The organism is Cytophagales bacterium, from assembly GCA_033344775.1.
Lineage (GTDB): Bacteria > Bacteroidota > Bacteroidia > Cytophagales > Cyclobacteriaceae > JAWPMT01.
The window spans coordinates 2,152,550-2,177,559 of record JAWPMT010000005.1; the positions used below are offsets into that span (position 1 = coordinate 2,152,550).

20 protein-coding genes are annotated in these 25,010 nt (G+C 44.9%); 14 read left to right on the plus strand and 6 right to left on the minus strand.

Annotated features, from left to right (window positions below; all coding sequences use genetic code 11):
• Positions 1 to 10 precede the first annotated feature (10 nt).
• The 3 genes from R8G66_26725 to folP all read right to left on the minus strand — a co-directional run bounded on the left by R8G66_26725 (position 11) and on the right by folP (position 2,535).
• Positions 11 to 730 carry an SH3 domain-containing protein gene (locus tag R8G66_26725; GenBank protein MDW3195994.1) on the minus strand — a complete coding sequence of 240 codons (720 nt, stop codon included), beginning with the start codon at positions 728 to 730 and terminating at the stop codon, positions 11 to 13.
• 72 nt (positions 731 to 802) lie between these two features.
• Positions 803 to 1,711: a diadenylate cyclase CdaA gene (gene cdaA / locus R8G66_26730; protein MDW3195995.1), complete on the minus strand. Its 909-nt coding sequence runs from the start codon at positions 1,709 to 1,711 to the stop codon at positions 803 to 805.
• Positions 1,708 to 2,535 (minus strand): dihydropteroate synthase, encoded by an 828-nt coding sequence (gene folP, locus R8G66_26735; GenBank protein ID MDW3195996.1) that lies wholly within the window; start codon positions 2,533 to 2,535, stop codon positions 1,708 to 1,710. Before folP ends, cdaA begins: the two co-directional genes overlap by 4 nt.
• Positions 2,536 to 2,638: 103 nt before the next feature.
• Between folP and R8G66_26740 the strand changes: the two genes are divergently transcribed.
• Positions 2,639 to 3,727: a DoxX family protein gene (locus R8G66_26740; GenBank protein ID MDW3195997.1), complete on the plus strand. Its 1,089-nt coding sequence runs from the start codon at positions 2,639 to 2,641 to the stop codon at positions 3,725 to 3,727.
• Positions 3,727 to 4,239, plus strand: a complete 513-nt coding sequence (locus R8G66_26745) for a shikimate kinase (GenBank protein MDW3195998.1) — start codon at positions 3,727 to 3,729, stop codon at positions 4,237 to 4,239. The genes R8G66_26740 and R8G66_26745 overlap by 1 nt, the downstream gene beginning before the upstream one ends.
• 212 nt (positions 4,240 to 4,451) lie before the next feature.
• Here R8G66_26745 and cobA read toward each other — a convergent pair whose 3' ends face one another.
• Positions 4,452 to 5,219, minus strand: a complete 768-nt coding sequence (gene cobA, locus R8G66_26750; protein ID MDW3195999.1) for a uroporphyrinogen-III C-methyltransferase — start codon at positions 5,217 to 5,219, stop codon at positions 4,452 to 4,454.
• A gap of 86 nt (positions 5,220 to 5,305) precedes the next feature.
• On the opposite strand from cobA, the gene nirB reads away from it, so the two are divergent.
• The 5 genes from nirB to R8G66_26775 are packed head-to-tail and all read left to right on the plus strand — an operon-like array spanning position 5,306 to position 11,298.
• Positions 5,306 to 7,810 carry a nitrite reductase large subunit NirB gene (nirB, locus tag R8G66_26755; protein MDW3196000.1) on the plus strand — a complete coding sequence of 835 codons (2,505 nt, stop codon included), beginning with the start codon at positions 5,306 to 5,308 and terminating at the stop codon, positions 7,808 to 7,810.
• Between the two features lie 9 nt (positions 7,811 to 7,819).
• Positions 7,820 to 8,191: a nitrite reductase small subunit NirD gene (gene nirD / locus R8G66_26760; protein ID MDW3196001.1), complete on the plus strand. Its 372-nt coding sequence runs from the start codon at positions 7,820 to 7,822 to the stop codon at positions 8,189 to 8,191.
• 48 nt (positions 8,192 to 8,239) lie between these two features.
• Positions 8,240 to 10,012 (plus strand): histidine kinase, encoded by a 1,773-nt coding sequence (locus tag R8G66_26765; GenBank protein MDW3196002.1) that lies wholly within the window; start codon positions 8,240 to 8,242, stop codon positions 10,010 to 10,012.
• The gene (locus R8G66_26770; protein ID MDW3196003.1) at positions 10,005 to 10,661 is read left to right on the plus strand and encodes a response regulator transcription factor; all 657 of its coding nucleotides are present in this window, start codon (positions 10,005 to 10,007) and stop codon (positions 10,659 to 10,661) included. The genes R8G66_26765 and R8G66_26770 overlap by 8 nt, the downstream gene beginning before the upstream one ends.
• A gap of 49 nt (positions 10,662 to 10,710) precedes the next feature.
• A complete protein-coding gene (locus R8G66_26775) occupies positions 10,711 to 11,298 on the plus strand; it encodes a hypothetical protein (protein MDW3196004.1) in 588 nt (195 codons plus the stop codon).
• A gap of 145 nt (positions 11,299 to 11,443) precedes the next feature.
• Here R8G66_26775 and R8G66_26780 read toward each other — a convergent pair whose 3' ends face one another.
• Positions 11,444 to 12,487: a ferritin-like protein gene (locus tag R8G66_26780; GenBank protein MDW3196005.1), complete on the minus strand. Its 1,044-nt coding sequence runs from the start codon at positions 12,485 to 12,487 to the stop codon at positions 11,444 to 11,446.
• Between the two features lie 6 nt (positions 12,488 to 12,493).
• Positions 12,494 to 14,479 carry a hypothetical protein gene (locus R8G66_26785; protein MDW3196006.1) on the minus strand — a complete coding sequence of 662 codons (1,986 nt, stop codon included), beginning with the start codon at positions 14,477 to 14,479 and terminating at the stop codon, positions 12,494 to 12,496.
• Between the two features lie 402 nt (positions 14,480 to 14,881).
• Here R8G66_26785 and R8G66_26790 point away from each other — a divergent pair, with 402 nt between their 5' ends.
• The 7 genes from R8G66_26790 to R8G66_26820 all read left to right on the plus strand — a co-directional run bounded on the left by R8G66_26790 (position 14,882) and on the right by R8G66_26820 (position 24,999).
• Positions 14,882 to 16,174 carry a hypothetical protein gene (locus tag R8G66_26790; protein MDW3196007.1) on the plus strand — a complete coding sequence of 431 codons (1,293 nt, stop codon included), beginning with the start codon at positions 14,882 to 14,884 and terminating at the stop codon, positions 16,172 to 16,174.
• 22 nt (positions 16,175 to 16,196) lie between these two features.
• Complete coding sequence (locus R8G66_26795; protein ID MDW3196008.1) at positions 16,197 to 17,597, plus strand: CmpA/NrtA family ABC transporter substrate-binding protein; 1,401 nt, start codon at positions 16,197 to 16,199, stop codon at positions 17,595 to 17,597.
• 104 nt (positions 17,598 to 17,701) lie between these two features.
• Positions 17,702 to 18,757 carry an ABC transporter permease subunit gene (locus tag R8G66_26800; protein ID MDW3196009.1) on the plus strand — a complete coding sequence of 352 codons (1,056 nt, stop codon included), beginning with the start codon at positions 17,702 to 17,704 and terminating at the stop codon, positions 18,755 to 18,757.
• Positions 18,758 to 18,759: 2 nt separating this feature from the next.
• Positions 18,760 to 19,614 carry an ABC transporter ATP-binding protein gene (locus tag R8G66_26805; GenBank protein ID MDW3196010.1) on the plus strand — a complete coding sequence of 285 codons (855 nt, stop codon included), beginning with the start codon at positions 18,760 to 18,762 and terminating at the stop codon, positions 19,612 to 19,614.
• A 19-nt stretch (positions 19,615 to 19,633) separates the two neighbouring features.
• Positions 19,634 to 20,476: an ABC transporter ATP-binding protein gene (locus R8G66_26810; protein MDW3196011.1), complete on the plus strand. Its 843-nt coding sequence runs from the start codon at positions 19,634 to 19,636 to the stop codon at positions 20,474 to 20,476.
• Between the two features lie 67 nt (positions 20,477 to 20,543).
• On the plus strand, positions 20,544 to 21,470 hold the full coding sequence (locus tag R8G66_26815; GenBank protein MDW3196012.1) for a type IV pili methyl-accepting chemotaxis transducer N-terminal domain-containing protein: 927 nt from the start codon (positions 20,544 to 20,546) through the stop codon (positions 21,468 to 21,470).
• A gap of 7 nt (positions 21,471 to 21,477) precedes the next feature.
• Complete coding sequence (locus R8G66_26820; GenBank protein MDW3196013.1) at positions 21,478 to 24,999, plus strand: molybdopterin-dependent oxidoreductase; 3,522 nt, start codon at positions 21,478 to 21,480, stop codon at positions 24,997 to 24,999.
• Positions 25,000 to 25,010 lie beyond the last annotated feature (11 nt).

A 25,010-nucleotide genomic window follows, 5' to 3' on the forward strand; every position in this document is an offset into this window, starting at 1 on the left:
CCTGTAAATTTTAACATCCTCTGGTATAGTACCAAATATTCAGATTGCCTTCTTCATCAATTACTTTGATCCATCCTTCTAGCTCATACTCCTCAATCACCTCTCCTTCACATCTTTCCTTATTCAACTTGATGACCTTGACCTGACTCCATTGACCTTGATGTACCCCCGTTAAACTGATTTCATGTAAGAAGGTAAGTGTCTCCAGTTTTTCATGTGAAGCCGAAGGGCCGCTTCTTAAATTGAGTGGATGCTCAATATAAAACCCTAGTACTTTCCCGGACATTTCAGCCATGAACTCCTGATAGCACAAACTCCTAAAACCTAACTTTTCAAGGTCTTCTTGTGATGCCCAAATAGAAGCCTGGTCTGGAAGTATTTTTATGTATCCATCCTGATACTGGTGGAAACTGATTGCCATCACCTCATATCCTACTTCTTTCAAGTCCCCCCAGAAATCTAGCTCCGTTGTGTCATTTTTCAGGTTGATGAAGACCAAAGTATACGGATCTTCATTTCCTGAGGAGTCCAGTCCTTTGCGCTGAAGCTGACCTACTTTCGAACCGTTTGGTCGATCATACAACGGAAGCTGTCCGGTCTTAGGAAAATAGACACAACAATCGTTCCCTTTGGAGCTTTTTTCCGGGTAAATAATTCCATACTGACCAAATTGTGCCTGCAGTACAATGGCAAAACAAGTGAACGAGGTTAATAGGATGAATCTCAACATGCTGAAAGTATTTTTCTACAATGATCAATGATAAACACTGAAATACATCATCTCGTAAGTGATGGAGAATAATTACCCTATCGGTGCTATCTCCTCGATCTTAGGGCTTTCTTCGTTAGAAGGATTATCCTTGGTATTCGTTGTATTATCAGGATTATTTCGTCCGTTCCGCCTGCCTGTATCTTCCATGAGGTACTGGTTGATTTCAGACCGTAGCTCTTTTGCCGTAAGGTTCTCCATGAAACTGCCTTGTTTGACAATAGAGATCTGACCGGTCTCCTCAGAAACGACGATGAGCAGGGTGTCGGTAATTTCAGACATGCCAATCGCTGCACGGTGCCTCAAACCAAATTGTGCCGGAATATCATCTCGTTCTGTAACCGGCAGAATACAACGTGCCGCCACGATTTTATTTCTATAGATGATCACTGCACCATCGTGAAGAGGACTGAATTTATTGAAAATGGAGAGCAGTAAACGTTTTGAGATCACGGCTTCCATCCGATCTCCGGAATCGGCGTAGAATTTCAGTTCAGAATTTCGGGAAAGCACAATCAATGCTCCGGTTTCACTGCCGCTAAGCACCTTGGCGGCATCTACAATAGAAGTCACATCAGACCTTATGGCGCGCTTATCCGGGGACCAGATCCCTTTGATGTTTTTCACCAATTGCCCATCATCCAGGGCCGTCGTTCTGCCCACTAATAGCAGGAATTTTCGAATCTCCTGCTGAAAAAGGATGATCACCGCCAAAACTCCCACACCCATGAATTGTCCAAGAATGGTGGTTACCAGCTCCATGCCAGCGGCATCTACTACCAGAAACAGCAGGTACAAAAAGATAAAACCGAGGAATACCCGAATGGCTAAGCTTCCGCGAATGAGTTTATAGGCCTGGGACAACAGGATGGTCACCAAGGTCACATCAATGATGTCAACGATGGTTATTTCCAGAAATCCTAATTTAAATCCCAGTATCACTCTTTTATCCTCCGCGTTAATTCCACAACCTCCTTAGCTTCCTTCACGTCATGGACCCTCAGGATGGATGCCCCATTCAAAATAGCTACTGTATTCAGTACTGAAGTACCATTGAGCGACTCTTCTGCGGTAATACCCAATGTCCGGTGGATCATGGATTTTCTGGAAACACCTACAAGTAGTGGTTTCTCGAGATTCTTAAAATACGCTAAAGATCGCAGCAATTGAAAGTTTTGGTCAATATTTTTAGCAAAGCCAAACCCAGGATCAATAATCACGTCCTTCACGTGGTATTTATAAGCCCTTTCCAGCATTTCGCCGAAATAAGACATCATCTCAGTAAGTAAATCGTCATATTCCGCTAAATGTTTCATGGTTTGCGGAGAACCTTTCATATGCATCCCGATAAATGGCACCTGCAAATCCCCAGCCACGGGAATGATTTCCGTATCCAGGCGCCCTCCTGAAATATCATTGATCATATGCGCCCCTGCCTCGATGGCTTCTCGCGCGACTCCCGATCGAAAGGTATCAATAGAAACAATGGCTTGCGGAAAGGCGTTGGTCACGGCTTTGATGGGTTCCAACACCCGTTGAAGTTCTTCTTTTTCGGGAATATCAACAGCACCCGGTCTTGAAGAATAACCTCCAATATCTAAAAAAGTGGCCCCTGCACTGATATGCGTTTCGGCCCTGGTCAAAATGCTTTCCATTTCTTGTACGCGACTTCCTGCATAGAAGGAATCTGGCGTTACATTGAGAATTCCCATAAGCCTGGGAATCCTGAAATCAAACAATTGTCCCTGAATATTGATTGAATCCACCTTTTACAAGTACTCTATAAGCGATGATATAGCTCTCGTTGCTATTGTCCGCAAAAGTCGTGTATTTTGGGCTAATAATTAGCTCTTCAGTCAAAGAGAACACATGAGAATTTTACAAGAATTAGCAAGATTCATGGTCGGCGGATTATTCATCTTCTCCGGCGCCATCAAAGTCAATGATCCCATCGGTACCGCGATTAAACTCGAAGAATATTTTGAGGTCTTCGCCTACGACATTGCCCCTTTCTTTGAAATTTTTGTTCCTGCCGCACTTTTCTTATCTGTGTTTCTCAGTGTGCTGGAAATTGTTCTGGGGATTGCGCTATTGATCGGATACCGGGTCAATCTCACCTCCTGGGTACTGCTTTTGATGATCGTGTTTTTCACCTTCCTCACCTTCTATTCTGCCTATTTCAATAAGGTGACTGACTGTGGGTGTTTTGGTGACGCCATCAAATTGACACCCTGGCAATCCTTTTACAAAGACATCATTTTACTTGTTCTGATCGTTTTCATCTTCCGATTCAGGAAAAAGATCCCCGCATTTCTTTCAGAAAAAGTGGGTATGATCACCGTAGCCGCATCTACCCTCATCTTTGTTGTCGTAGCAATCACTGCCATACGGCATCTACCTTTCATTGATTTCCGTACTTACGCCATCGGGAATAACATTCCAGAATTGATGCTGCCAAGCGGAGAACTGGAATATGCCTACATCATGGAAAAGGACGGCAAAGAGTATTCTTTCCCCACCTATCCTACGGATAAGTCATATAAGTTCATTTCACTGGATGTCCTGAATCCTGAAGTTCAACCCAAGATCACAGACTTGTCGGTTTGGAATGATGATGGTGAGTACACCGAAGAGTTGCTTTCTGGACAAAAGCTGGTCGCCATCATGTACAATACCGATAAAACGGATATCGACAATCTGGAAGACATGAAGACACTATTTCTATCTGTGAAAGGAGTGGAAACCTGGATACTTACTGCTTCTGGCCCAGAACAATTTGAAAGTTTCCGGCATGAGCATCAAATTGCTACCCCTTATTTCTTCGCAGACGCGACGGTGCTGAAAACGATCGTACGGTCCAATCCTGGCTTTATCCTATTGAATAATGGCATTGTGTTGGGAAAATGGCATCACAATGACACGCCTTCTGCCAGTGAGATCCATCGAATCATCCGCTAATGGACAGAAAGATCTTCCTGATAGGCATGCCTGGTGCGGGAAAAACAACATTAGGACGGTTGCTAGCCGATGCTTTGGAGTGGCGAGTGACCGATGTAGATCATGAATTGGAACGGATCGAAGGAAAATCTGTAACAGAAATCTTCAAGGAAGAAGGCGAAACCTATTTCCGATCTGCAGAACGAAATGTCTTACATTCTTTAGCACAAACACCCGGTGATCTGATCGTCGCCACAGGTGGAGGAGCACCTTGCTTTCATGGCAACATGAAATTCATGAACACCTTTGGGACCACCATCTTTCTTGATCCCCCGATGGATGTGCTTCTAAAAAGAATCGAACAAGAAGATCAAAGGCCATTATTTCACAATACATCAATCCGAGAAAAACTTGAACAGATGTATGCAGACCGCATCCTGTACTATCATCAAGCTAAGCTGAGGATCAAAATAGACAACCCGAATATCCGGGAGGTGATTAAGGAGTTGGGGTTGGGTGAAGGGAATCCTTAATCACACATGAAATAGTGTTCTGCAAACCTGCAGAATACAGAAACACGCGTGAAACAGCGTTCTACAAGGTTGCAGAAGCCAGAAACACAGGTGCGAGAGCATTTCTAATAAAACACTCTAGACTTAGCAAGGCGAAGACTTAATCCAAGCTCAACTATATGGTCTCAGCGAGACGCTTGGACCAGGTGAGGGAGTGGTTGGCCCCATTCAATTTAAGCGCTTTGCAACATTTGATCTGATGACATCTCTTCAATGATGGCATTCAATTCCTGATTGGCTCGGACGACTTCTCCAATGACGATGATGGCCGGGGAAGAAAGCCCAAGCCGCTCCACTTCATGTTGTATGGTGTCGATGGTGCCTACACCCATTTTTTGTTTTGAAGTCGTTCCGTGTTGAATGATAGCGATGGGTAAACTCCCTCTTTCTAATGATTGATAAGTTTCAATGATGCGTCCTAGCTTCTTCATACCCATCAAAATCACGATGGTCGCACTGGACCTGGCGGCCAAGGCTACATCTCCGGAGAGTTCCAGACTCTTAGTAGTCCCGGTAATTACCCAGAAGCTTTCGCTGTAACCTCTTTTGGTAATTGGGATATCAATGGCTGCAGGCACTGCGACACAGCTACTGATCCCGGGAACCATCTCGGTTTCCATCCCATGGACCTGGGCGTGATCCATTTCTTCATGACCTCTACCAAACACAAATGGATCTCCGCCTTTCAACCGAACGATTGCTTCATGCTTTTGACCATACGCCACGATCATCTCATTGATGTATACCTGCTGATGCGTATGCATCCCAGCTCGCTTGCCTACGTAGACTTTGATACAGTCTTCTTGACAATACTCCAACAACTCTTCCGACGCTAGCGCATCATACAAGACCACATCTGCCTTTTTAAGGGCCTTAATGGCTTTTACAGTAATTAGGTCCGGATCACCAGGTCCTGCTCCTACTAAGGTCAATTTCGACATGACTACTTAATTTATTTTTCAAAAGTACGTAATAGATATGCATACTTAAAATAATAATTACGTATTTTTACGTAAATTTTACTGAAATGAAGCGGATAATCGTTGTTGGAAATGGCATGGTAAGCCATAAGTTCTGTCTGAAACTACGTACAATCGCAGGTTCGGACACTTATGAAGTGGTGATTTATGGTGAAGAGACCTGGCCCGCTTATGATCGGGTTCATTTAAGTGAGTATTTCACCGAACAATCCGTGGACAAACTTCTCATGGCTCCTTCGGATTGGTATCAAGATCAAAACATCACTTTAAAAACTGGGCAACTGATCATTTCGATAGACCCACAACAGCGTACCGTCCTGACCCACGAAGGGAAAACGGATCACTATGATTATCTCGTTCTGGCGACAGGATCGCGTCCGTTTGTTCCGAAGATTGATGGGGTGGAAAAGCGAGGCGTATTCGTCTATCGCACCATTGAAGACCTGGATCAAATCATTTCCTATGCAAAAAACATTAAACGCGGGGCCGTTCTTGGCGGAGGGCTGTTAGGCCTTGAAGCGGCTAAAGCTTTACTGGACCTTAACCTGGATGCTCAAGTCATTGAGTTCGCTCCTCGACTGATGCCCAGACAGTTAGACGAAGCAGGCTCCAATACGCTGAAAAGCGAAATCGAATCCCTCGGAATTGAAATCCTACTCAATAAAAACACTTCCAAAGTAGCCGGAACGGACCAAATGGCCGGGTTGGAGTTTGCGGATGGATCTCAACTTGATACCGAAATGTTGGTGATCTCCTGCGGAATCATTTCAAGAGATGAACTAGCCGAATCAGCCGGTTTAGAAAAGGGAGCTCGGGGGGGCTTCAAAGTGAATGAGTACCTGCAAACCAATGATCCAAATATCTATGCTGTCGGTGAAGCGGCAGCATTCAACGATATGATCTACGGTCTGGTAGCTCCAGGTTATGATATGGCAGAGATCGCCGCTAATCACATTACCGATCAGGCCTCCAAAACCTTCACAGGGGCAGACATGTCGACGAAGTTGAAATTGATCGGAGTAGAAGTTGGGAGTTTTGGAGATGCCTTGGGCGATACACCTGGAAGCATTCCAATTTCATTTGAGGATAAGAACTCTGGCATATACAAACGCATCAATATTTCCAGCGATAAAAAACATTTGCTAGGAGGAATTCTTGTAGGTGACACTTCCGATTATGGCATGTTACTGCAAATCACTCAAAACAGTATGGCGATTCCTCCGAATCCTGAAGACCTGATCTTAGGGACCCGAGGTGGGCAAGCCAATGGGAATACCATTCTGGACCTACCAGATACTGCACAAATCTGCTCCTGCGAGAATGTAAGCAAAGGAGATCTTGTTGATGCCATCAAATCACAGAACATTACGGACCTCAAAGAGCTCAGGAACTGTACAGGTGCTGGAACTGGTTGCGGTGCATGCTCGCCGATGGTAGGAGATATTTTCAGCGCGCAACTTAAGGAAATGGGGCAAACCGTTCGCAAGACATTGTGCCCGCATTTCGACTATACGCGACAAGAACTTTATAGCCTCATCAAAGTCAAAGGAATTAAAACCTACAACGAATTACTTGACCAATATGGTGAAGGCGATGGCTGTGAAACTTGTAAACCTGCAGTTGCTTCCCTACTCGCAAGTATTTGGAATGATAAAATTCTGAAACAAGAAACCATTCAGGACACCAATGATCGTTTTTTGGCAAACATTCAAAAAGGAGGAAGTTACTCTGTAGTTCCGCGTGTACCAGGTGGTGAGATCACGCCAGAAAAATTGATAGCGATAGGAACCGTAGCCAAAAAGTATGATCTGTACACAAAAATTACCGGCGGCCAGCGCATCGATATGTTTGGGGCACGTTTGAATGATTTGCCCAAAATCTGGCGAGAACTGATAGATGCCGGATTTGAAAGTGGGCATGCGTACGGTAAATCATTGAGAACAGTAAAAAGCTGTGTTGGTTCTACCTGGTGTCGATACGGATTGCATGATTCTGTCTCCTACGCCATTGAAATTGAAGATCGTTACAAAGGCATTCGTTCTCCACACAAATTGAAAGGCGGTGTTTCCGGATGTAGACGTGAATGTGCTGAAGCACAGGCCAAAGATTTCGGACTGATTGCTACTGAATTAGGATACAATCTCTATGTGTGTGGTAATGGCGGAGCCAATCCTCAGCATGCCAAATTACTCGCCGGAGATATCGATGAGAAAACGGCCATCAAGTACCTGGATCGTTTCCTGATGTTTTATATCCAAACTGCCGAACCTCTGAACAGAACTGCGGTTTGGTTGAATAAACTGGATGGTGGGATCGACTATTTAAGAGAAGTAGTCGTCGAAGATTCATTAGGCATTGGGGAAGATCTGGAAAAGGACATGCAAGCATTGATTGCTGCCTATCACTGCGAATGGAAAGAAGCCATCAACGATGAAAAGATGATGAAAAGATTCAGCCACTTCGCCAATTCAGATGATTATGATCCTACTCAGCAGTTTTCGTCCATGCGCGAGATGAAAAAACCCGCAGGCTGGGAATCCATTTCAAAATAAGCCAACAACATGACAGAATTAACTACCTATAAAACCACCACGCCAGCGGAAGTTTCTAAATGGATTGCTACCCTTCCGGCAGATGAATTTCCTGAGAATGGAGGATTGAATGTGAAAGTTGAAGACCTTCAGATCGCAATATTCAATTTTACGCGTCGAAATGAGTGGTTCGCAACCCAAAATCTGTGCCCTCACAAGCAGCAAATGATCCTCTCACGTGGTATGATTGGTTCCGATGGAGATGAACCGAAAGTAGCCTGCCCTTTCCATAAGAAGACCTTTTCGTTAAAAACCGGAGAAAACCTCAACGGAGATGAATGCCCAATCGCTACGTATCCTGTTAAAGTAGAAGGAGGTACGGTATACGTAGGCATTGCCTAAAAACTACGTAGACACCAGATGGTTTATGTAATTTAGCGGCTCGAAAACATGAGAAAACCTCAGTTCAAGCGGCTCGAATACCTCTATTACGTAGCATTAGGGTGTATCGCTCTAAGTATTATCGTCAGCCAGTTCTTTATTCAAACGAGTATTGACCGACAGCAAGATGATGCGCGCGTGATCAATGTGGCCGGCCGGCAACGGATGTTGAGTCAGAAAATCAGCAAACTGGCCTTGAAGCTACAGCAAGAACACCCGCAGAAGGCCCAAAGTCAACAAGAGCTTGAAGAAGCCCTGAACTTATGGATCCAATCTCATGAAGGACTGCTAAATGGTGATAGTACCCTTGGCTTAGAAGGGCAAAATTCATTGGCCATCCTTTCCATGTTCGATGTGATCGAATCGCCCTTCCGGATCATGTCATCAAGCGCTTCTGTCCTGCTAGACTCCCAGGCTAGCGATTCAGTAAAAGCCCTGGCCTGTCAGGAGATTCTTGCTCACGAAGCTTCTTTTTTGAAGGGCATGAATGAAATCGTGTTTCGCTACGACAGTGAAGCACAAGCTAAGGTGAACGAATTGAAACAGAAAGAATACATCCTGTTTTTCATTTCGATCTTAATCATCAGCTTCGAGCTGGCTTTTGTTTTTCGACCCATAGCCAGAAACGTTCAAAAAACAGTAGTAGACCTCCAAAAGTCGGAAGAGGCTTCCAAACAGATGACTGCAGAACTGACTGACCTCTATGAAGAATTAGGCAAGAGTTATCAAGATCTGGAAGCGGTTAATTTCGAACCGGAATCTCCTTCCGTTTATGCGAAGATGGACTTTCAGGGCAATTTTAGTTTTCATAGTGCTTTGTTCCTGAAATTGATGGAATATGAAGCGGAACCGGCCTCAAACATCACAGAAATTCTGCAAAACAGCGGTTATGATCCCGTATTCATCAATGGCTTATTGGAATTACTATCCCAGAAGAAAAACTGGATCGGTGAATTGAAGTTGATCAATGAAGCCGGTGATTTCTGTTGGCTGGAAACCTTTCTGGTACCCGTTCCAGCAACCAACGAGATCAAAATGGTGGCCCGTGACCTGACCGAAAACAAAGAGGCCAAAATGCGGTCTCGGGAAATCAACAGAGAACGCATCGAAAAGTCCGTCAAAGAACACCAATTTCGTTCTTCATTGATTTTGCAAGGTCAGGAAGAAGAGCGCAAAAGAATTTCGCAGGAACTGCACGATGGCGTGGGTCAAATGATGTCGGCATTGAAAATGATGCTGGAATCGATCCTACCCACTTCCAGTCCCATGAAAAATCGCCTGAAAGACGCGAAGGGTTTAACGAAAAGCATCATCCAGGAAGTACGGCGTGTAAGCTTCAACCTCACTCCAAGTAGTCTCGATGATTTCGGACTGGTGCCGGCGGTTAGAAAATTTTGTGAAGAAATCAATGGTGTCACTGACTCGGAAATTACTTTCACCAATGAGACACGCTTTATCAATCGACTGGAGAGCTCCATTGAAACCAACTTGTACCGCATCGTACAGGAAGCGGTCAATAATGCCATCAAATACGCTCGTGCCAAGGAAATCAACGTGATTTTTCATCATAATTTGAATAGCTTACAAATTGCGATAGAAGATAATGGTCGTGGATTTGATGTCAATTCATTGGAGCAAAGCGGCCACTTCGAAAAAGCAGGTCACGGTATTTTTAATATGAAAGAAAGAACCGCTTATGTAGGTGGCAATTTTCAATTGGTAACCGAACCTGAAAAAGGAACAAAAATTTATATCACCCTAGCCCTAAATAGCAATGATTAATGTAGCCCTGGCAGATGATCATGAAATTGTAAGATCCGGAATCAAAACGGTCATAGAAGATGATCCGGATATTGCTGTGATCTGGGAAGCAGAAAATGGCAAAGAAACCCTCGAAAAGCTTGAAAATACGACACCTGATGTCCTTGTCCTTGATATTAGGATGCCTATTATGTCGGGTCTGGATGTCGCGCAACATCTCATGGGACAACAAAAAGACTTCCGCATCCTTATGCTTACAATGCATAATGACTCAGAATATATTCTCAAGTCTCTGCAATATCAGGCAGATGGGTATCTATTGAAAGACACGAGCAAAACGGAACTAAACAAAGCCATCAAAGTAGTGCACGGAGGGCACAAATATTTCAGTGGTGACATTTCTGACACCATCATTAATTCATTCGTGGCAAATCCCTCCGAACCCGTCACCGTTCCCACCAAATCCGAGCCCTCTCGAACATCAATAGAGGATTTTAACCTGACCAAAAGGGAAAAGCAAATCCTGGACCTCATCACCAAAGGCTTTCACAACAAAGACATTGCTGAAAACCTGGGCAAAAGCATCCGTACCGTAGAAACACATCGATTCAACATCATGAAAAAAATGAATGTAAACAATGTGACAGATCTACTGAATAAGGTGAAGTGATGTGTAACCCTCAATCGCTTTATCTCATTTCCTCACCTGGCAAAGATTTATGGATAAGAAATACACTTCAATTGAAGATCAAGTTAACTACGGATTAGACGCTATCGACCCGAACGATGAGGTAAGCATCAAGACCAGGGACTTGATAGAGATATTTAAGGTCTTTGGCGAACTGAATCGATTCTTCCATCAACCCTTGCACTATGAACAACTATCAGATGTCCTAGCATTCATGGGAAACAAAGATCGAGGTGGGTATCATTTAATTCATAAGATGTATTTCGAACTGATTAGAAAGTATATTCCTAAAGAGATTGATGAGAAATTCGGAGATGAAGATGATCCCTTTTGCAACCCCAACCTTCCATACTACTACCTGAATCACGCTGACAAAGAAATCGCAGACGGAACAGAGAACATCCAATCGAAAAGTGATTTCATTGAATTTCTTAAGCATTTCAGAATAAACACCGAAGACTGGGAGAACTGCAATTTGGATGACTTCCTTGAAGCACTTCAGGCCTACGCGGAAGACTTGAACGGCTACTATACAAATTTGGACTTCAAACGAACACCCGATGAAGCTTCCTGGAGAGTCCTTGCTCAACTTCTGAAAGGCGCATCTATCTACGAATAAGTAAGATGTAACAAGTCTACTATCACGGCTTCAACACATCTGAACTTGAAAACGTGGATACGACAAAAAACCTGAACTCAGGTTGATAGAGCTCCCCTAGTCGGGTAACCCAACCCAAAGGCCGGGATTACCCTTTTCTTTATTACTAAAACTCAAACGAAGGTCCAATATGATAGCCCTCGTATTTCTTTCCCGCAGCTTTGGGAAAAGGCGTAGCACACAGTTTTTCTGCACTTAGTGTCAAATCAAACATGATCCCAATGGTTAGTTTCAGCTGATCGGGATTTCCATTAAAAGTGACGTGCAGTCCGTTCAGCAAGGAAGCATATGAGGCATTGAACTCATCGACCTTCTTCCTTTCAAAACTTCCTGCAGGCAACATATGCGCTTTGGTATCCGGAAAAATGGGCCATACATTCTCAGGGTTAAAAGGAATGTCGGGACCTCTGAAAGCATAGCCATACTTGGCATCCTTGTCTGGCACCAGTCTTTTACCGCGGTACAACTCTTCAAACTTGTAGTAGTGCGCGATCTCGCCTTCAAAATCTACAGGTTTTTTCTCCGTCCCTTCACCTTGCTCAATGATGATATTAATCGCATTGATGGCATCCTGTTTGGTCAGAATGGGAAATAAAAGCTCCGAGGGGAAGAAACTAGAAATTACCTGATTATTCGGGCTGCCGGGCAATTTGTTAGGGGCTATTTCTTTGATCTTATTAGCGATCGCATCATAATATTCACCTATTGTTTTGAATTCATCTTCCGAGGCCTTCAATTTCGCACCTTCCAGCTTCAAAGGCTCTTCCGGTTCCTCAATTTCCATGAACACATCTTTCACCTGATCTTTCGAATATTTTGCCAGCGTGACCACCAAACTTCCTCCAATGCCCATTGGTAAATGTCCCGGATATTCGGGTACGAATTTTGGCTTATTGATAGCTGGACTACCGCCGATGGCATTCATAATATTGGCAGCAATGGTCATGTGCATCATTTCCTCAATCACAATGGAGTGAATGATCTCCCAGATCTCACGTTCGGCATTTGACTTTAAGGAAAACATCGCCGTGAGATAAGGAGGAATAGTTGCGTGTTCCAGCTCTATGGCATTTTGCACGTAGGGCTGCAGTTCCTCAAGGGTCTTTACCTGATTGATCCCCTGGACATGTTTAGCATCTAATTTGATCATGGTGCATTAAAATTTTAGGTTTTCAATCGCGTCGGCCACAATGATTTCGGCTTTTTTCGCCAGCACTGCCAACTTCAAGTTTTTCTGTTTTTCAGTTATTTCCTGACCGGCTGGTGCAGGGCTTTTAGCCACATGTTTTTTACCGGAGGCTGGCGAAGCAGCTACACCTTCTGTACCAATGATTGGATTTTCCAGCCATTTCAAAATAGTTTCCTTCTTTGCTGCTGATAGATCTCTGGTCACAGGCATGTACATGGAATCCGTGAGTTCTAATCCAAAAGCAAAATGCAACAACTCTTTGCGAGCAATTACCGCTTCCGGGTCACCCAGGTTTGCGATGAACTTACTCATGATCGGATACAGGTTGCCATACTGGATCATAATTTCAGCAATATCACTCCAAATCGGCTCATCAGGCACCTTAAAATAGTCGTACAAATGAATGGTGATGTATTCGTTGTTGAATGGCCCAATTGCAGGGTCTTCTCCTACCCCTCTAAGGGCATATTCAATCCAATAGATCTGGCCATCGATGTAGCCACGCGGATTATGAATGGCGTTGCCAGTTATGGGTAATATCCCGGAACCATTCGTGATCTCAATCGAAGCACTAAAACTCAGACCATCTACCGGATAATTGTTCCCTGGCACTTCTGATATCGGGCTATTCGGGCCTTTGGGAGTAACAGGCGTCGGCGGTTGCAGGTTAAGATCAACCGTACCTGCTGCTAATGGATTACCCCATTGATAGGCATAAAAATTGACACTAACTTGCTCATCGGTATCCAACCGAAGCACAAAATTATCCGCACGAACATTGTATCCTCCGATGGATTCTCTGGCCACCAATGCGTAATTCCCATTGTCTAATTCGGAAAGTAATACGACTTGATTACTGGCAAGCACTTGGGCTGTAGCCGCATCGATGTTCTTGAATTCAACAATACCTCCAGTTTGCGGAAGCCATTCCGCTCCGTTGGTATAATCAAGCTCCCCGATCGCATGGTAATTGGACGCAAAATCTTTCTTTTTAATAATTACCCTTGAAGCATTGACAGAATTGGTGAGGCTTTGTGTGGTTACCGCCACCAATAATTTCAGGTTGAGATTTACTTTACCTGTCGCATTAACGATAGGAAAGCTACTGCCAAAGTCCATCGTAAGACTGCTGGCTGCTGCATCAAATTGAAAGTTTGTATTACTAAAGTATGTTTGAAATCCTGTCGCAGATTTATTATGGGTACCATATAGCCTCCTGGCTGGGGCAAAGGTCTCGGGCTCACCTTCAAACCACGGACCAATGGCTCCTAACAAAAAACCGAGGGTATACCTGGGCTGGAGTTCCTCCGTAACCTTCCCTTTCTCGTCATATTGGTATCGGTTATAGAAATAACCAAAAGCATTGAGATTCAGGCTCAGTTTGTTTCCTTGCGTCGTATTTCTCAGTTCCTTGAAGAATCGATAATCGTTCGCTTTTTCCCCCCATTGAATATTGAAAAGCGTAGTGGTCCAGGAACCTCCAAGTGCCTGCCCGTTTTCAGTTTTTGCATCATTGGTCTGGCGCATCTGCAGGTCACGGAAAGAAACTGTCGTCAATTCGCCATCGAGGATCAGTTCATTGTCACTGGTGGTGATCCGTAGATGCACTGCCCAAAGCGCTGATACCCCCTGCTGTTGCGGGTCAAGATCGACCATTTTACCGGTAGTTCGACCTTCCGCTCCCTGGATCAATTGTCCGATCAACGGACTTTCCTTGGCTGAAATGGCTTCGGAACCATCCGCATAGGTCAATTTCTGAATGGTACAGTTTTGAAAATCAAATACGGCACCACCTTCAGGGTTCCACCAACCGTTGGCTGCACCTTGCCCCCATTCCTGGAAATTTGGCTCGAACGTAGCATTATTGTAATGGGCTGGGTCATTGTTTACCGTGGATACGTCGGACAAGAAGTCACCCGAAAACACCAGCCTCGGCGTATTTAAGTAGGACATACGAATTAAGAAAAGGTTAAAAATCTATGCTGATCATGAAGTCCGGGGAGACCCATTGATCTTGTTATTTGTAACTTAATTGCAATTCCTGATTTTAACAACCAACTATCGGAGATTTAACTGTTAGTTCAAACAAGCGTATGGCTGCTCTTCTAAGTAAGCCATAACTACGTATTTCCGTAATTCGACCACTTTTCTACCCACAGTCTCAAAAATCACCTCCTCGGTTCTTTCAACGAAATCAGGCTTCTTCCATGAATTCAGCAAATTCCTGACCTGGTTCACTACTTATTTTGAAAGTATTGTATTTCTACGTATTATTACGTATATATTTACGTATTTAGACTTATTCATACGTACTTTTGAATCATCTAATCTAAGTACAGAGTAAGTACTAGTCATATGAAAAAAGCAATTCCCTTAATAGCCTTCATGGTTATTCTCTCTGCGTTGACAGTCAATGCACAGTTTTCATTAACGGGAGAAATACGTCCCAGAACAGAACTCTACGACGGAAACAATACGTTATTAGCTCAGCCAGACAATGAGCCTGGTGTGGCCACACAACAACGAACCAGACTTTACTTTACTTATAAAGACACCACCGGGTTAAAGATCGTTTTCTCTCCTCAGGTGGTCACCTTCTGGGGACAGGATCCTCAATTCCTGGATCTTCTGGGGGATAATGCTCCAAACGGCGAAGCTGAAGGTATTTTTTCTGTGTTTGAAGCATACGCTGAATATGCGGCCTCTGACTGGTATACCCTTAAGGTAGGACGTCAAGCGATCAGTTACGGTGATCAACGTTGGTTCGGTGCACTTGGGTGGGCGGCCACAGGAAGAGCACACAATGCCTTTGTAAATAAGCTAACATTTGGAAAAACGAAGTTGGATATTGGTGTAGCTCTGAACCAGACAAAACACACCAACGATACTGAAACAGCTGCCATTGGCGCCATTAGAGCTGGCTACAAGAGCCTTCAATACCTATGGGCAACAATTCCTACCAGTAGCAAATTCAAAATCCAGGCCATGGTAACGAATGAAGTGCTGGTGAATAATTTAACCACCACAGAAGTTGGCTATGGAAACCGCACCACTTTTGGAATCCTACCTTCATTCACTTCGGGAGATATTGCCATCAATGCTTCCGGATATTGGCAAAATGGCCTTGGGGCAAATACCGGAGCTTCCTTATATGCCATAGACATCACCTACAAAGGCGCAGGTATTCCGATCACCTTAGGAGCTGATATTGTCTCTTCTGATGACCCTGATACGGACGATAAAAACGAAGCCTGGGCACAGCCATTTGGTACCAACCACAAATTCTATGGTTTCATGGATTTCTTCTACGTAGGACCCGGTGAAGCCGTAGGTCTCAATGACTTCTACGCAAAAGCAGTATTCAAAACTGGCAGCAAGTCAAAATTGATCTTCATGCCTCATATCCTAACCACCAATAAAGACCGCCTAAATCTTGACGGAGAATTAGAAGGTGGATCATACGGAACTGAGCTTGACTTTATCTACGACCTCAATGTGAGCAAGGGCTTCAATTTCAAATTGGGCTACTCTGTTCTTTCTGCAACAGATCTTCTCAAAGCATACAAAGGTGGCTCAGCTGCCGGCGATGCAGAATCTTTCAACCAGTGGGCATGGATGCAACTCACTTTCAAACCAAAATTCCTTTAAGCACTAGCAAAAAATTATTAAGATGAAAAAGCAAAAATTACTAACCTTTTTCGTGTGGATGATGATGGTCGTCATCTGCGTGATCAGTGGCTGTAGCGGTGAATCTTCTACCTCAAGTACGGCATCAGAGGAAACAGCAGAACCCTCACTGGACATTGAAAAACCACAGCTTACTTTCGGCTTCATCAAGTTGACGGATATGGCTCCTTTGGCCATTGCCAAAGAGCTAGGCTACTTCGAAGAAGAAGGGCTTTATGTAACGATTGAAGCACAAGCCAATTGGAAAAATGTATTGGATCGTGTGATTGACGGACAGTTGGATGGCTCTCACATGCTGGCGGGGCAGCCTATTGCAGCTCAGGCGGGATTCGGCCGACAAGCTTCCTTACAGACGCCTTTCTCTATGGACCTGAACGGAAACGGCATCACCGTATCTAACGAAGTATGGTCCATGATGAAGCCTAATGTAACGAAAGATGCCAACGGAAAGCCGGTTCACCCGATCAAAGCAGATGCTATCAAGCCTGTAGTTGAGTCATACAAAGCAGATGGTAAGCCATTCAAAATGGGCATGGTCTTTCCGGTATCTACACACAACTACGAAATCCGATACTGGCTGGCTGCTGCTGGCATTCATCCTGGGATGTATACCGCAGATAACATCCAGGGACAGGTGGATGCAGACGTATTGCTTTCTGTAACACCTCCACCACAGATGCCTGCGACTTTGGAAGCAGGAACAATTTACGGCTACTGCGTGGGTGAGCCATGGAATCAGCAGGCGGTTTTCAAAGGCATTGGCGTGCCTGTCACAACGAACTACGACGTTTGGAAGAACAATCCTGAGAAAGTATTTGTGATGACCAAACAGTTCATGGACGAGAACCCTAATACCGCCATTGCAGTCACTAAAGCTTTGATCAGAGCTGGAAAATGGCTGGACAATCCTGCTAACCGACCTGAAGCAGTAGGCATACTTTCCATGCCTGATTACGTAGGAGCAGACTCTGCAGTAATCGCGAATTCCATGACGGGAACTTTCGAGTTTGAGAAAGGTGACAAGCGAGAAATGCCTGATTTCAACGTATTCTACAAATACAATGCCACCTATCCATTCTATTCTGATGCCATTTGGTTCCTGACACAAATGAGAAGATGGGGACAGATCCCAGAAGCCAAGCCTGCATCCTGGTACCACGAAACTGCCAAGAATGTTTACCGACCTGATATCTGGAAACAAGCCGCTGAATTGCTGGTCGCCGAAGGTAAAATTCCTGCTTCGGACATCCCGGATACGGACGGCTATAAGCCAGCTACATCAGAATTCATCGATGGCAATGCTTTCGACGCAAAAGACCCTATCGCTTACATCAACAGCTTCAAGATCGGCAACAAAGATGTCGAAGCCACTGCTGGCATGTAGTGACAGGAAATAAACGCAAGTAATTGAAATCAAGGAGAGGTGGCACGTCCACCTTCTCTTGATTCCTTTAGAACCAAAGACTTTACACCCAAACCGCTTTAATTATGCTAAATATTTTAAAAACTACAGGGCTTAGTGTAGCTGCCATAGCTGCATTTCTACTGATCTGGACAGCAAGTTCACAGGCACTTTACAATAAAGCGGTCGATACGACGATTGAAAAGATCAGAACCACCCAATCTGAAGAAGCCGCACTCGAAACCCGAAAGCGCATTGAATCTGGAGATCCCAGCAGCCAGCCTAACAGCTTGCCCTCTCCGATATTTGTTTGGAAGACTGCTCAGCTCTTGGTAAAAGACGCAGCTCAGGTGAATCATGACAAAAGGGCCTTTCGAAAGAAAATGGCCAAAACCAATGCCAAACTAGAAGCTCAGGGCAAAAAACCTATCGTCTACACAGGCCGTCCCTCCTTCCTCGACCAGATATTTACCAGCTTAGAAAACATCCTCTGGGGTGTACTACTGGCCATGAGCATTTCGATCCCAATCGGAATCCTGACTGGTCTTAGCAAAAACTTTAAAATCGCCACGAACTGGTTCGTACAGATATTCAAGCCGATCTCACCGGTAGTTTGGTTCCTGCTCGTACAGATGATCGTCAACACGATCATGACTGATCCGGATGCCAACAATGCCTTTGTGATCACATTCATCAGTGTTGGACTCTGCGCCATGTGGGCAACACTGGTCAATACTTCGGTGGGGGTTTCTTCTGTTGATGAAAACTACCTGAACGTAGCGAAGGTGCTACGATTGAGCGTGGGTAAAAAGATCATGAAAGTGGTCCTTCCCGCAGCCGTCCCACTGATTTTTACTGGGCTAAGAATTACGGTATCTGTTTCCTGGATGGTATTGATCGCTGTAGAGTGGCTGAGCCAAAGTCCCGGACTCGGAGGATTCGTTCGTGAAGAATTCCAAAACGGATCCAGCAGCTCCAACGCAAAAATCATGGTCGCCATGTTCGTAATCGGGATCATCGGATTCCTGCTGGATAAACTCATGGCCACCATCCAGGGCATGGTAAGCTTTGAAGACAGACAAAAAGCATCGCCGATGATGATCGTTCGCAACCTATTTGTCAAAAACAAACAAGCAGCATAATCATGGCATTCCTGGAAATAAAAAACGTCAGTAAGTCTTACGGCTCAGGTAGCGAAAAGACAGAAGTACTGAAAAATATTAATCTATCCGTCGAAGAAGGGGAATTCATCTGCATCATCGGGTTTTCCGGCATGGGAAAAACCACGCTCATCAATTTGATTGAAGGCTTGATCTTTCCAGATGAAGGTGAAGTGCTATTGGAAGGGAAACCCATCACGGGCCCAGGCCCCGATCGCAGCATTGTTTTCCAAAACTACTCGCTGCTTCCCTGGCTGAATGTGAAGGAAAATGTGGGCATGGCTATCAAGGAGGTATTTCCCAAATGGACCAGGAAAAAGGTACAAGAGCACACGGAAGATTATGTAGAGAAAGTGAACCTGACTCCTGCGCTTGAGAAAAGGCCTGCAGAATTATCAGGGGGTATGCGGCAACGAGTATCTGTGGCTCGGGCACTTTCACTGGCACCAACTGTCATGTTACTGGATGAGCCATTAAGTGCCCTGGATGCTTTAACCAGAAGCAATCTTCAGGACGAGATCACCCAAATCTGGGGTGAAGACAAAAAAACCGTGGTAATGATCACCAACAGCGTGGATGAAGGGCTGATTTTGGCAGACCGGATCATTCCATTGACGATTGGGCCTGGGGCTACTTTGGGACCGGAGTTCAAAGTGAGCATCCCACGACCAAGGGATAAAAATTCACTCGATCAGAACCTTGAATATAAGAAACTGAGGACAGAAATCACGAAATACATGATCGAAATGAATGAGGAAATGAAGAGCAAATCCAATGCTGGAGCTTATGCCCTTCCTGACCTCAAGCCTAAATCCTTGAAACCTAAAAAAGTCGCTTAACCCAATAAATAGCTAAAAAATGGAAACTATAGTAGAAATAGCTGCCCCTGTTGATGTAATAGTAAAAGAAGAAGTGCAGGATGTAGCGACTGAAAAGCCGGTCATGCTGGACATTGTCAATCTGGCCAAAGTCTATCCTACTCCCAAAGGTCCCTATGTGGTTTTGGAAGGGCTTGACCTGAAAATCAGAGAAAGTGAATTCATCTGCATCATCGGGCATTCCGGATGTGGGAAATCCACGTTGCTGAGCATGATTGCCGGGCTTAATGAAATCTCCGATGGCACCATCACCTTGAATGGTAGTGAGATCGTTGGTCCCGGACCGGATCGAGGGGTCGTTTTTCAGGCACCCAGCTTATTTCCCTGGATGAGTACATTGGATAATGTTCTCCTCGGTGTAAAACAGGTTTTTCCTCATGGAAGTAAACAAGAACAGATCGACATTGCCAAGTATTATCTTGCCCGTGTAGGCCTGGAAGATGCTTTCCATAAAAAGGCTGCAGACCTTTCTCAAGGCATGCAACAGCGGGTTGGTATCGCCAGGGCTTTTGCCTTGAAGCCAAAGATCTTATTACTGGACGAGCCTTTTGGCATGTTAGATTCCCTCACCAAGAATGAATTGCAGCAGGTACTGATCGATGTGGTCCAACAAGAGCAGATCACTGCCATTATGGTCACGCACGATGTGGATGAGGCCATTTTCCTGGCGGATCGTGTGGTGATGATGACCAGCGGACCCTACGCTAAAATTGGCAAGGACCAGCCAATTGGTTTCCATCGCCCAAGAAACAAGGTAGAGGTGATGGAGGATCCCAACTATTACAAAGAACGAGATGTACTGATTGACTTTTTGAATCACTAGTTCATTCTAATCTACAAACAGGATATCCATAAGCATCATGTAACAATCACTTTTAACAGACCAAGCTATGAGAACCTTAACTTCAAAATACATTACCGTACTCGCCATTTTGACGATAGCCATCATGGCGAGTCAGCTATTCATGCAAAAAACGATCAATGACAGTAAAACGGACGCCCGGATCATCAACATTTCCGGAAGGCAAAGAATGCTGAGTCAAAAGATCACCAAAGCTTCCCTCAAACTGTCCTCTGCCCAAGATGTCAAAGAGTTTGAAAGCGCCAAATCTGAACTCACCAAGGCACTACAATTATGGTCCAGTAGTCACGAGAAATTGCAGTCCGGAAATGCCGAGCTAGATGTTAGTCAATTCAATGAATCAGTTCAACTTCGACGACTTTTTGCAGCCATCGAACCTCATTTTGATACCATTAGATTGGCAGCAATGTATCTGATCAACAGCGAATATGACCTTCAAACAGATGCAGCGACCCTTACAACCATTCAATCCAATCTGGACCAGATCACCGAAAATGAAGCTCCGTTCCTTGATTTAATGAATCAAATCACGTTTGAATACGATCGATTGGCTTCCAACAAGATCAGTTTCCTCTCTAAAATCGAATATGGATTACTGGGAATTACACTCTTGTTGATTGTGATCGAGGTGCTACTGGTATTTCTACCCATGTTCAAGTCATCCAAGGTGAAAGATCAAAAAATTGATGAGTTGAATTCTATACTGGACGAGGAAAAATCCTTTGCCACAGGACAGATCGATCAGGCCAATAAAATGATCCATAACCTTCGAAAAATCGCTAGAAAACTAAAGCTGGAACTGGATCAAAATCAGAAAAACCATGCACTCAGTGCAGGGGAACAATTGAAATTGTACCTGGATCTTAAAGAACAGAACACCCGATTAAAAGAAAATAATGACTTATTGAAAATGCAGTTCCGGGAGTTTTCAGGTAAGCATCTATCTAATAATTAAATCATTTGTGGAGGTACGAAATCGGCTAAAGAAAAATTCATATAAAACCACCTGTTCGTATTGCGGGGTTGGATGTGGCATTGTTGTTTCGAAAGATCGAAATGATCGTTTACACATTGAGGGGGACGAAGATCATCCGGTGAACCGGGGCATGCTTTGCTCGAAGGGAATGAACCTCCATTATACGGTCATGGACCAAAGTGATCGGCTGACACATCCAAAAATGCGATGGAGTCGCAATCATCCCATGCAGGAAGTCCCCTGGGACGCAGCGTTTAATCGAATGGCTGCCGTTTTCAAGACGTTCATTCAGCAACACGGGCCAGATAGTGTAGGTCTTTATGTTTCCGGGCAGTGCCTCACTGAAGAATACTACCTCGCCAACAAATTGGTGAAGGGATTTCTTGGAACGAATAACATTGACACCAACAGTAGACTTTGCATGAGCTCGGCTGTGGTGGCCTATAAAGAAACACTGGGTGACGATGCAGTTCCAATTAGCTACGAAGACATTGAGTTATCAGATTGCTTGTTCATTGCCGGAGCGAACCCTGCCTGGTGCCATCCTATATTGTTTCGCCGCATAGAAACGCACAAACAAACCCGACCAGACACCAAAATCATTGTGGTAGATCCAAGGGTGACAGAAAGTGCGGCCATGGCGGATCTGCACTTACAGGTTCATCCCGGGACAGATCAATACCTTTTTTATGCTATCGCTCGCTTCCTCATTGAGCAGGGCATGATCGACCAAAAATTCATTGAGGAGCATACGGATGGTTTTGATGCATTCGCCAAAGAGGTCAAAAAGAAAACGTTGAAGGAATACTCTTCCATCTGCAAGGTTCCTATCGACGATATCGTTACGGCCGCGCGATGGATCGGCAAATCCAAAGGCTTTCTCACCTTATGGGCCATGGGGCTTAACCAAAGCACATCAGGTGTCAATCAGAATCTGGCATTGATCAACCTGAACTTGATCACAGGAAAAATCGGAAAACCTGGAAATGGACCTTTTTCTCTCACTGGACAGCCCAATGCCATGGGAGGCCGGGAAGTGGGAGGTCTGGCCAACCTTTTAGCTGCTCACAAAAACCTCAATAATCCTGAGCATCGTCAAGAAGTCGCTGATTTCTGGGGGGTAAATGAAATCCAACCAAAACCCGGCCTGACCGCTACAGAAATGTTTGAGTCACTGAAGTCGGGAAAAATGAAAGCGATCTGGATCATTTGCACCAATCCCTCGGTCAGTATGCCTAATGCACGACTCGTAGATGAGGCCTTGAAAACCGCCAGCTTTGTGGTGGTTCAGGACATTTCAAAAAACAGCGATACGGTCCAATATGCTGACCTGATCTTGCCGGCAGCTTCCTGGCTGGAAAAGGAAGGTACTATGACTAATTCCGAACGGCGAATCACGTACTTGCCCAAAGTCGTAGATGCACCAGGGGTCGCGCTTCCGGATGCAGAGATCATCATGCGATTTGCAAGGAAAATGGGCTATCATGGCTTTGATTTTCCGAATACAGAATCCATTTATAACGAACATACAGCCCTCACGAAAGGCACACCGATCGACATTTCGGGGCTCACCTACGATAAACTGAAAGCCGCCCGATCCATTCAATGGCCTGTGCCCACAGCTGATCATCGAGGGACTCCCCGATTGTTTGAAGACGGACAATTCCTCACGCCAACCGGAAAAGCCAACATCCTTACCAATGGCCCCAGTAATCAGCATGAATCAACTAATGAGGAATTTCCTTTGATCCTGACCACTGGCAGGGTTCGGGATCAATGGCACACCATGACCAAAACCGGGAAGGTGGCCAAGCTCAGAAAACACATCGGTAAACCGCAGTTGGAGATCCATCCTTCAGATGCAGAATGTCGAGGGATCAAAGATTCAGACCCAGTGATCATCACAAGCGCTCGCGGTGAGGTGCAAGTCACAGCGAAACTGACCGATCGCATCAAAAAAGGGGTGGTTTTTCTGCCCATGCACTGGGGCAAAACCCTACAAAATGACCGGACACGTGCCAATAATCTGACCAACGATCAATACGATCCCAAGTCGAAGCAACCTGGCTACAAGTTCACCGCGGTACAGGTAAAGCCATTGAAAATTCCTAAAAGAAAGATCATTGTCGTCGGTGCGGGAGCGGCTTCTTTTCGATTTGTCAATACTTATCGTGACCACATTCGTGAAGATGAAATTCATGTCTTCTCCAAAGAAGCGTGGCCTTATTATAATCGGGTGTTGCTGCCAGATTATGTGAATGAAACCAAGGCCTGGGATGACCTGCTCAAATTCACCGAAGAAGAAATTGATGGATTGGACTTGCAGCTTTATCCCAGTAATCCTATTACCAGAGTCAATCGGGAAGCTAAAACCGTAATTGACCATGAGGGCACCACCCATCATTATGACGTACTGATTTTAGCCACTGGTAGCCGTGCATTTGTCCCGCCCAATTCCAACATTGAATTGCCGCAGGTATTTACCATGCGCGATCGGCAAAATGCGGATGACCTGAAAAAATCAATATCCCGAGATAGCCATGTATTGGTGATTGGTGGAGGACTCCTTGGATTGGAATTAGCAGCCGCTTTGGCTGAAATCGAGATCCCCACGACGATTGTACAGCTTGGATCCCGCTTGATGGAGCGTCAACTCGATCCGGTAGCTAGCGCCATGTTGAGAGAATATGTGGAAGAATTAGGCATTCGCATCTATACCAATGATCAAGTGATGGACATTCAGGAAGCGCAGGACCAAACGTTAACGGTCAGTTTGAAAAGTGGCAATCATGTCGAGGTAAATGCGGTGGTCTATGCCATTGGAACCCGACCAAATATTGAATTGGCGACTGAATCAGGACTGGATTGTGGACGTGGGGTGGTTGTGAATGAATACCTGCAAACCTCCGACCCGGATGTCTTTGCTTTAGGAGAAATTGCAGAGTATGACAAGAAACTTTGTGGTATTACCGCCGCTGCAGAACAACAAGCAGATACTTGTGCCAAGTTTTTATTAGGAGACCTTTCCAGCTACTATCAAGGCACCCAACCCATGAATATCCTGAAGTTTCCAAGTCTAGACTTGTGCTCAGTGGGCATTGCCGAAATCCCTCCCAATAGCCAGCATTATCATGAAATTACCTTCCTGGACCGGGAAGCCCTGTACTATAAGAAATGCATCATTCACAATGATAAGCTGGTCGGGACCATTCTGATGGGTGATAAATCCGAATTCGCAGAATTCAAGGAGATGATCGACAATGGGACAGAGTTATCCGAAAAAAGATTGAAACTGCTGCGATCCGGGAAACCCACCACGCCTTCCAAAGGGAAGCTGGTTTGCTCCTGTAACAATGTGGGTGTGGGCAACCTGACTGACGCGATCCATGCCGGGAATGAAGACTTGAACTCCGTCTGTGAAACCACTGGCGCAGGGCTTGGTTGTGGCAGCTGCAAGTCGGAGGTCAAGCGGATCATCGAACAAACTTTAGTCGCTGACCTATCTTAAAATTATTAGAT

Excerpts from the sequence above, each read along its gene's own strand:
- R8G66_26725 (MDW3195994.1), bottom strand. The coding sequence starts at position 730 with ATGTTGAGATTCATCCTATTAACCTCGTTCACTTGTTTTGCCATTGTA.
- R8G66_26740 (MDW3195997.1), top strand. The coding sequence starts at position 2,639 with ATGAGAATTTTACAAGAATTAGCAAGATTCATGGTCGGCGGATTATTC.
- R8G66_26745 (MDW3195998.1), top strand. The coding sequence starts at position 3,727 with ATGGACAGAAAGATCTTCCTGATAGGCATGCCTGGTGCGGGAAAAACA.
- cobA (MDW3195999.1), bottom strand. The coding sequence starts at position 5,219 with ATGTCGAAATTGACCTTAGTAGGAGCAGGACCTGGTGATCCGGACCTA.
- nirB (MDW3196000.1), top strand. The coding sequence starts at position 5,306 with ATGAAGCGGATAATCGTTGTTGGAAATGGCATGGTAAGCCATAAGTTC.
- nirD (MDW3196001.1), top strand. The coding sequence starts at position 7,820 with ATGACAGAATTAACTACCTATAAAACCACCACGCCAGCGGAAGTTTCT.
- R8G66_26765 (MDW3196002.1), top strand. The coding sequence starts at position 8,240 with ATGAGAAAACCTCAGTTCAAGCGGCTCGAATACCTCTATTACGTAGCA.
- R8G66_26770 (MDW3196003.1), top strand. The coding sequence starts at position 10,005 with ATGATTAATGTAGCCCTGGCAGATGATCATGAAATTGTAAGATCCGGA.
- R8G66_26775 (MDW3196004.1), top strand. The coding sequence starts at position 10,711 with ATGGATAAGAAATACACTTCAATTGAAGATCAAGTTAACTACGGATTA.
- R8G66_26780 (MDW3196005.1), bottom strand. The coding sequence starts at position 12,487 with ATGATCAAATTAGATGCTAAACATGTCCAGGGGATCAATCAGGTAAAG.
- R8G66_26785 (MDW3196006.1), bottom strand. The coding sequence starts at position 14,479 with ATGTCCTACTTAAATACGCCGAGGCTGGTGTTTTCGGGTGACTTCTTG.
- R8G66_26790 (MDW3196007.1), top strand. The coding sequence starts at position 14,882 with ATGAAAAAAGCAATTCCCTTAATAGCCTTCATGGTTATTCTCTCTGCG.
- R8G66_26795 (MDW3196008.1), top strand. The coding sequence starts at position 16,197 with ATGAAAAAGCAAAAATTACTAACCTTTTTCGTGTGGATGATGATGGTC.
- R8G66_26800 (MDW3196009.1), top strand. The coding sequence starts at position 17,702 with ATGCTAAATATTTTAAAAACTACAGGGCTTAGTGTAGCTGCCATAGCT.
- R8G66_26805 (MDW3196010.1), top strand. The coding sequence starts at position 18,760 with ATGGCATTCCTGGAAATAAAAAACGTCAGTAAGTCTTACGGCTCAGGT.
- R8G66_26810 (MDW3196011.1), top strand. The coding sequence starts at position 19,634 with ATGGAAACTATAGTAGAAATAGCTGCCCCTGTTGATGTAATAGTAAAA.
- R8G66_26815 (MDW3196012.1), top strand. The coding sequence starts at position 20,544 with ATGAGAACCTTAACTTCAAAATACATTACCGTACTCGCCATTTTGACG.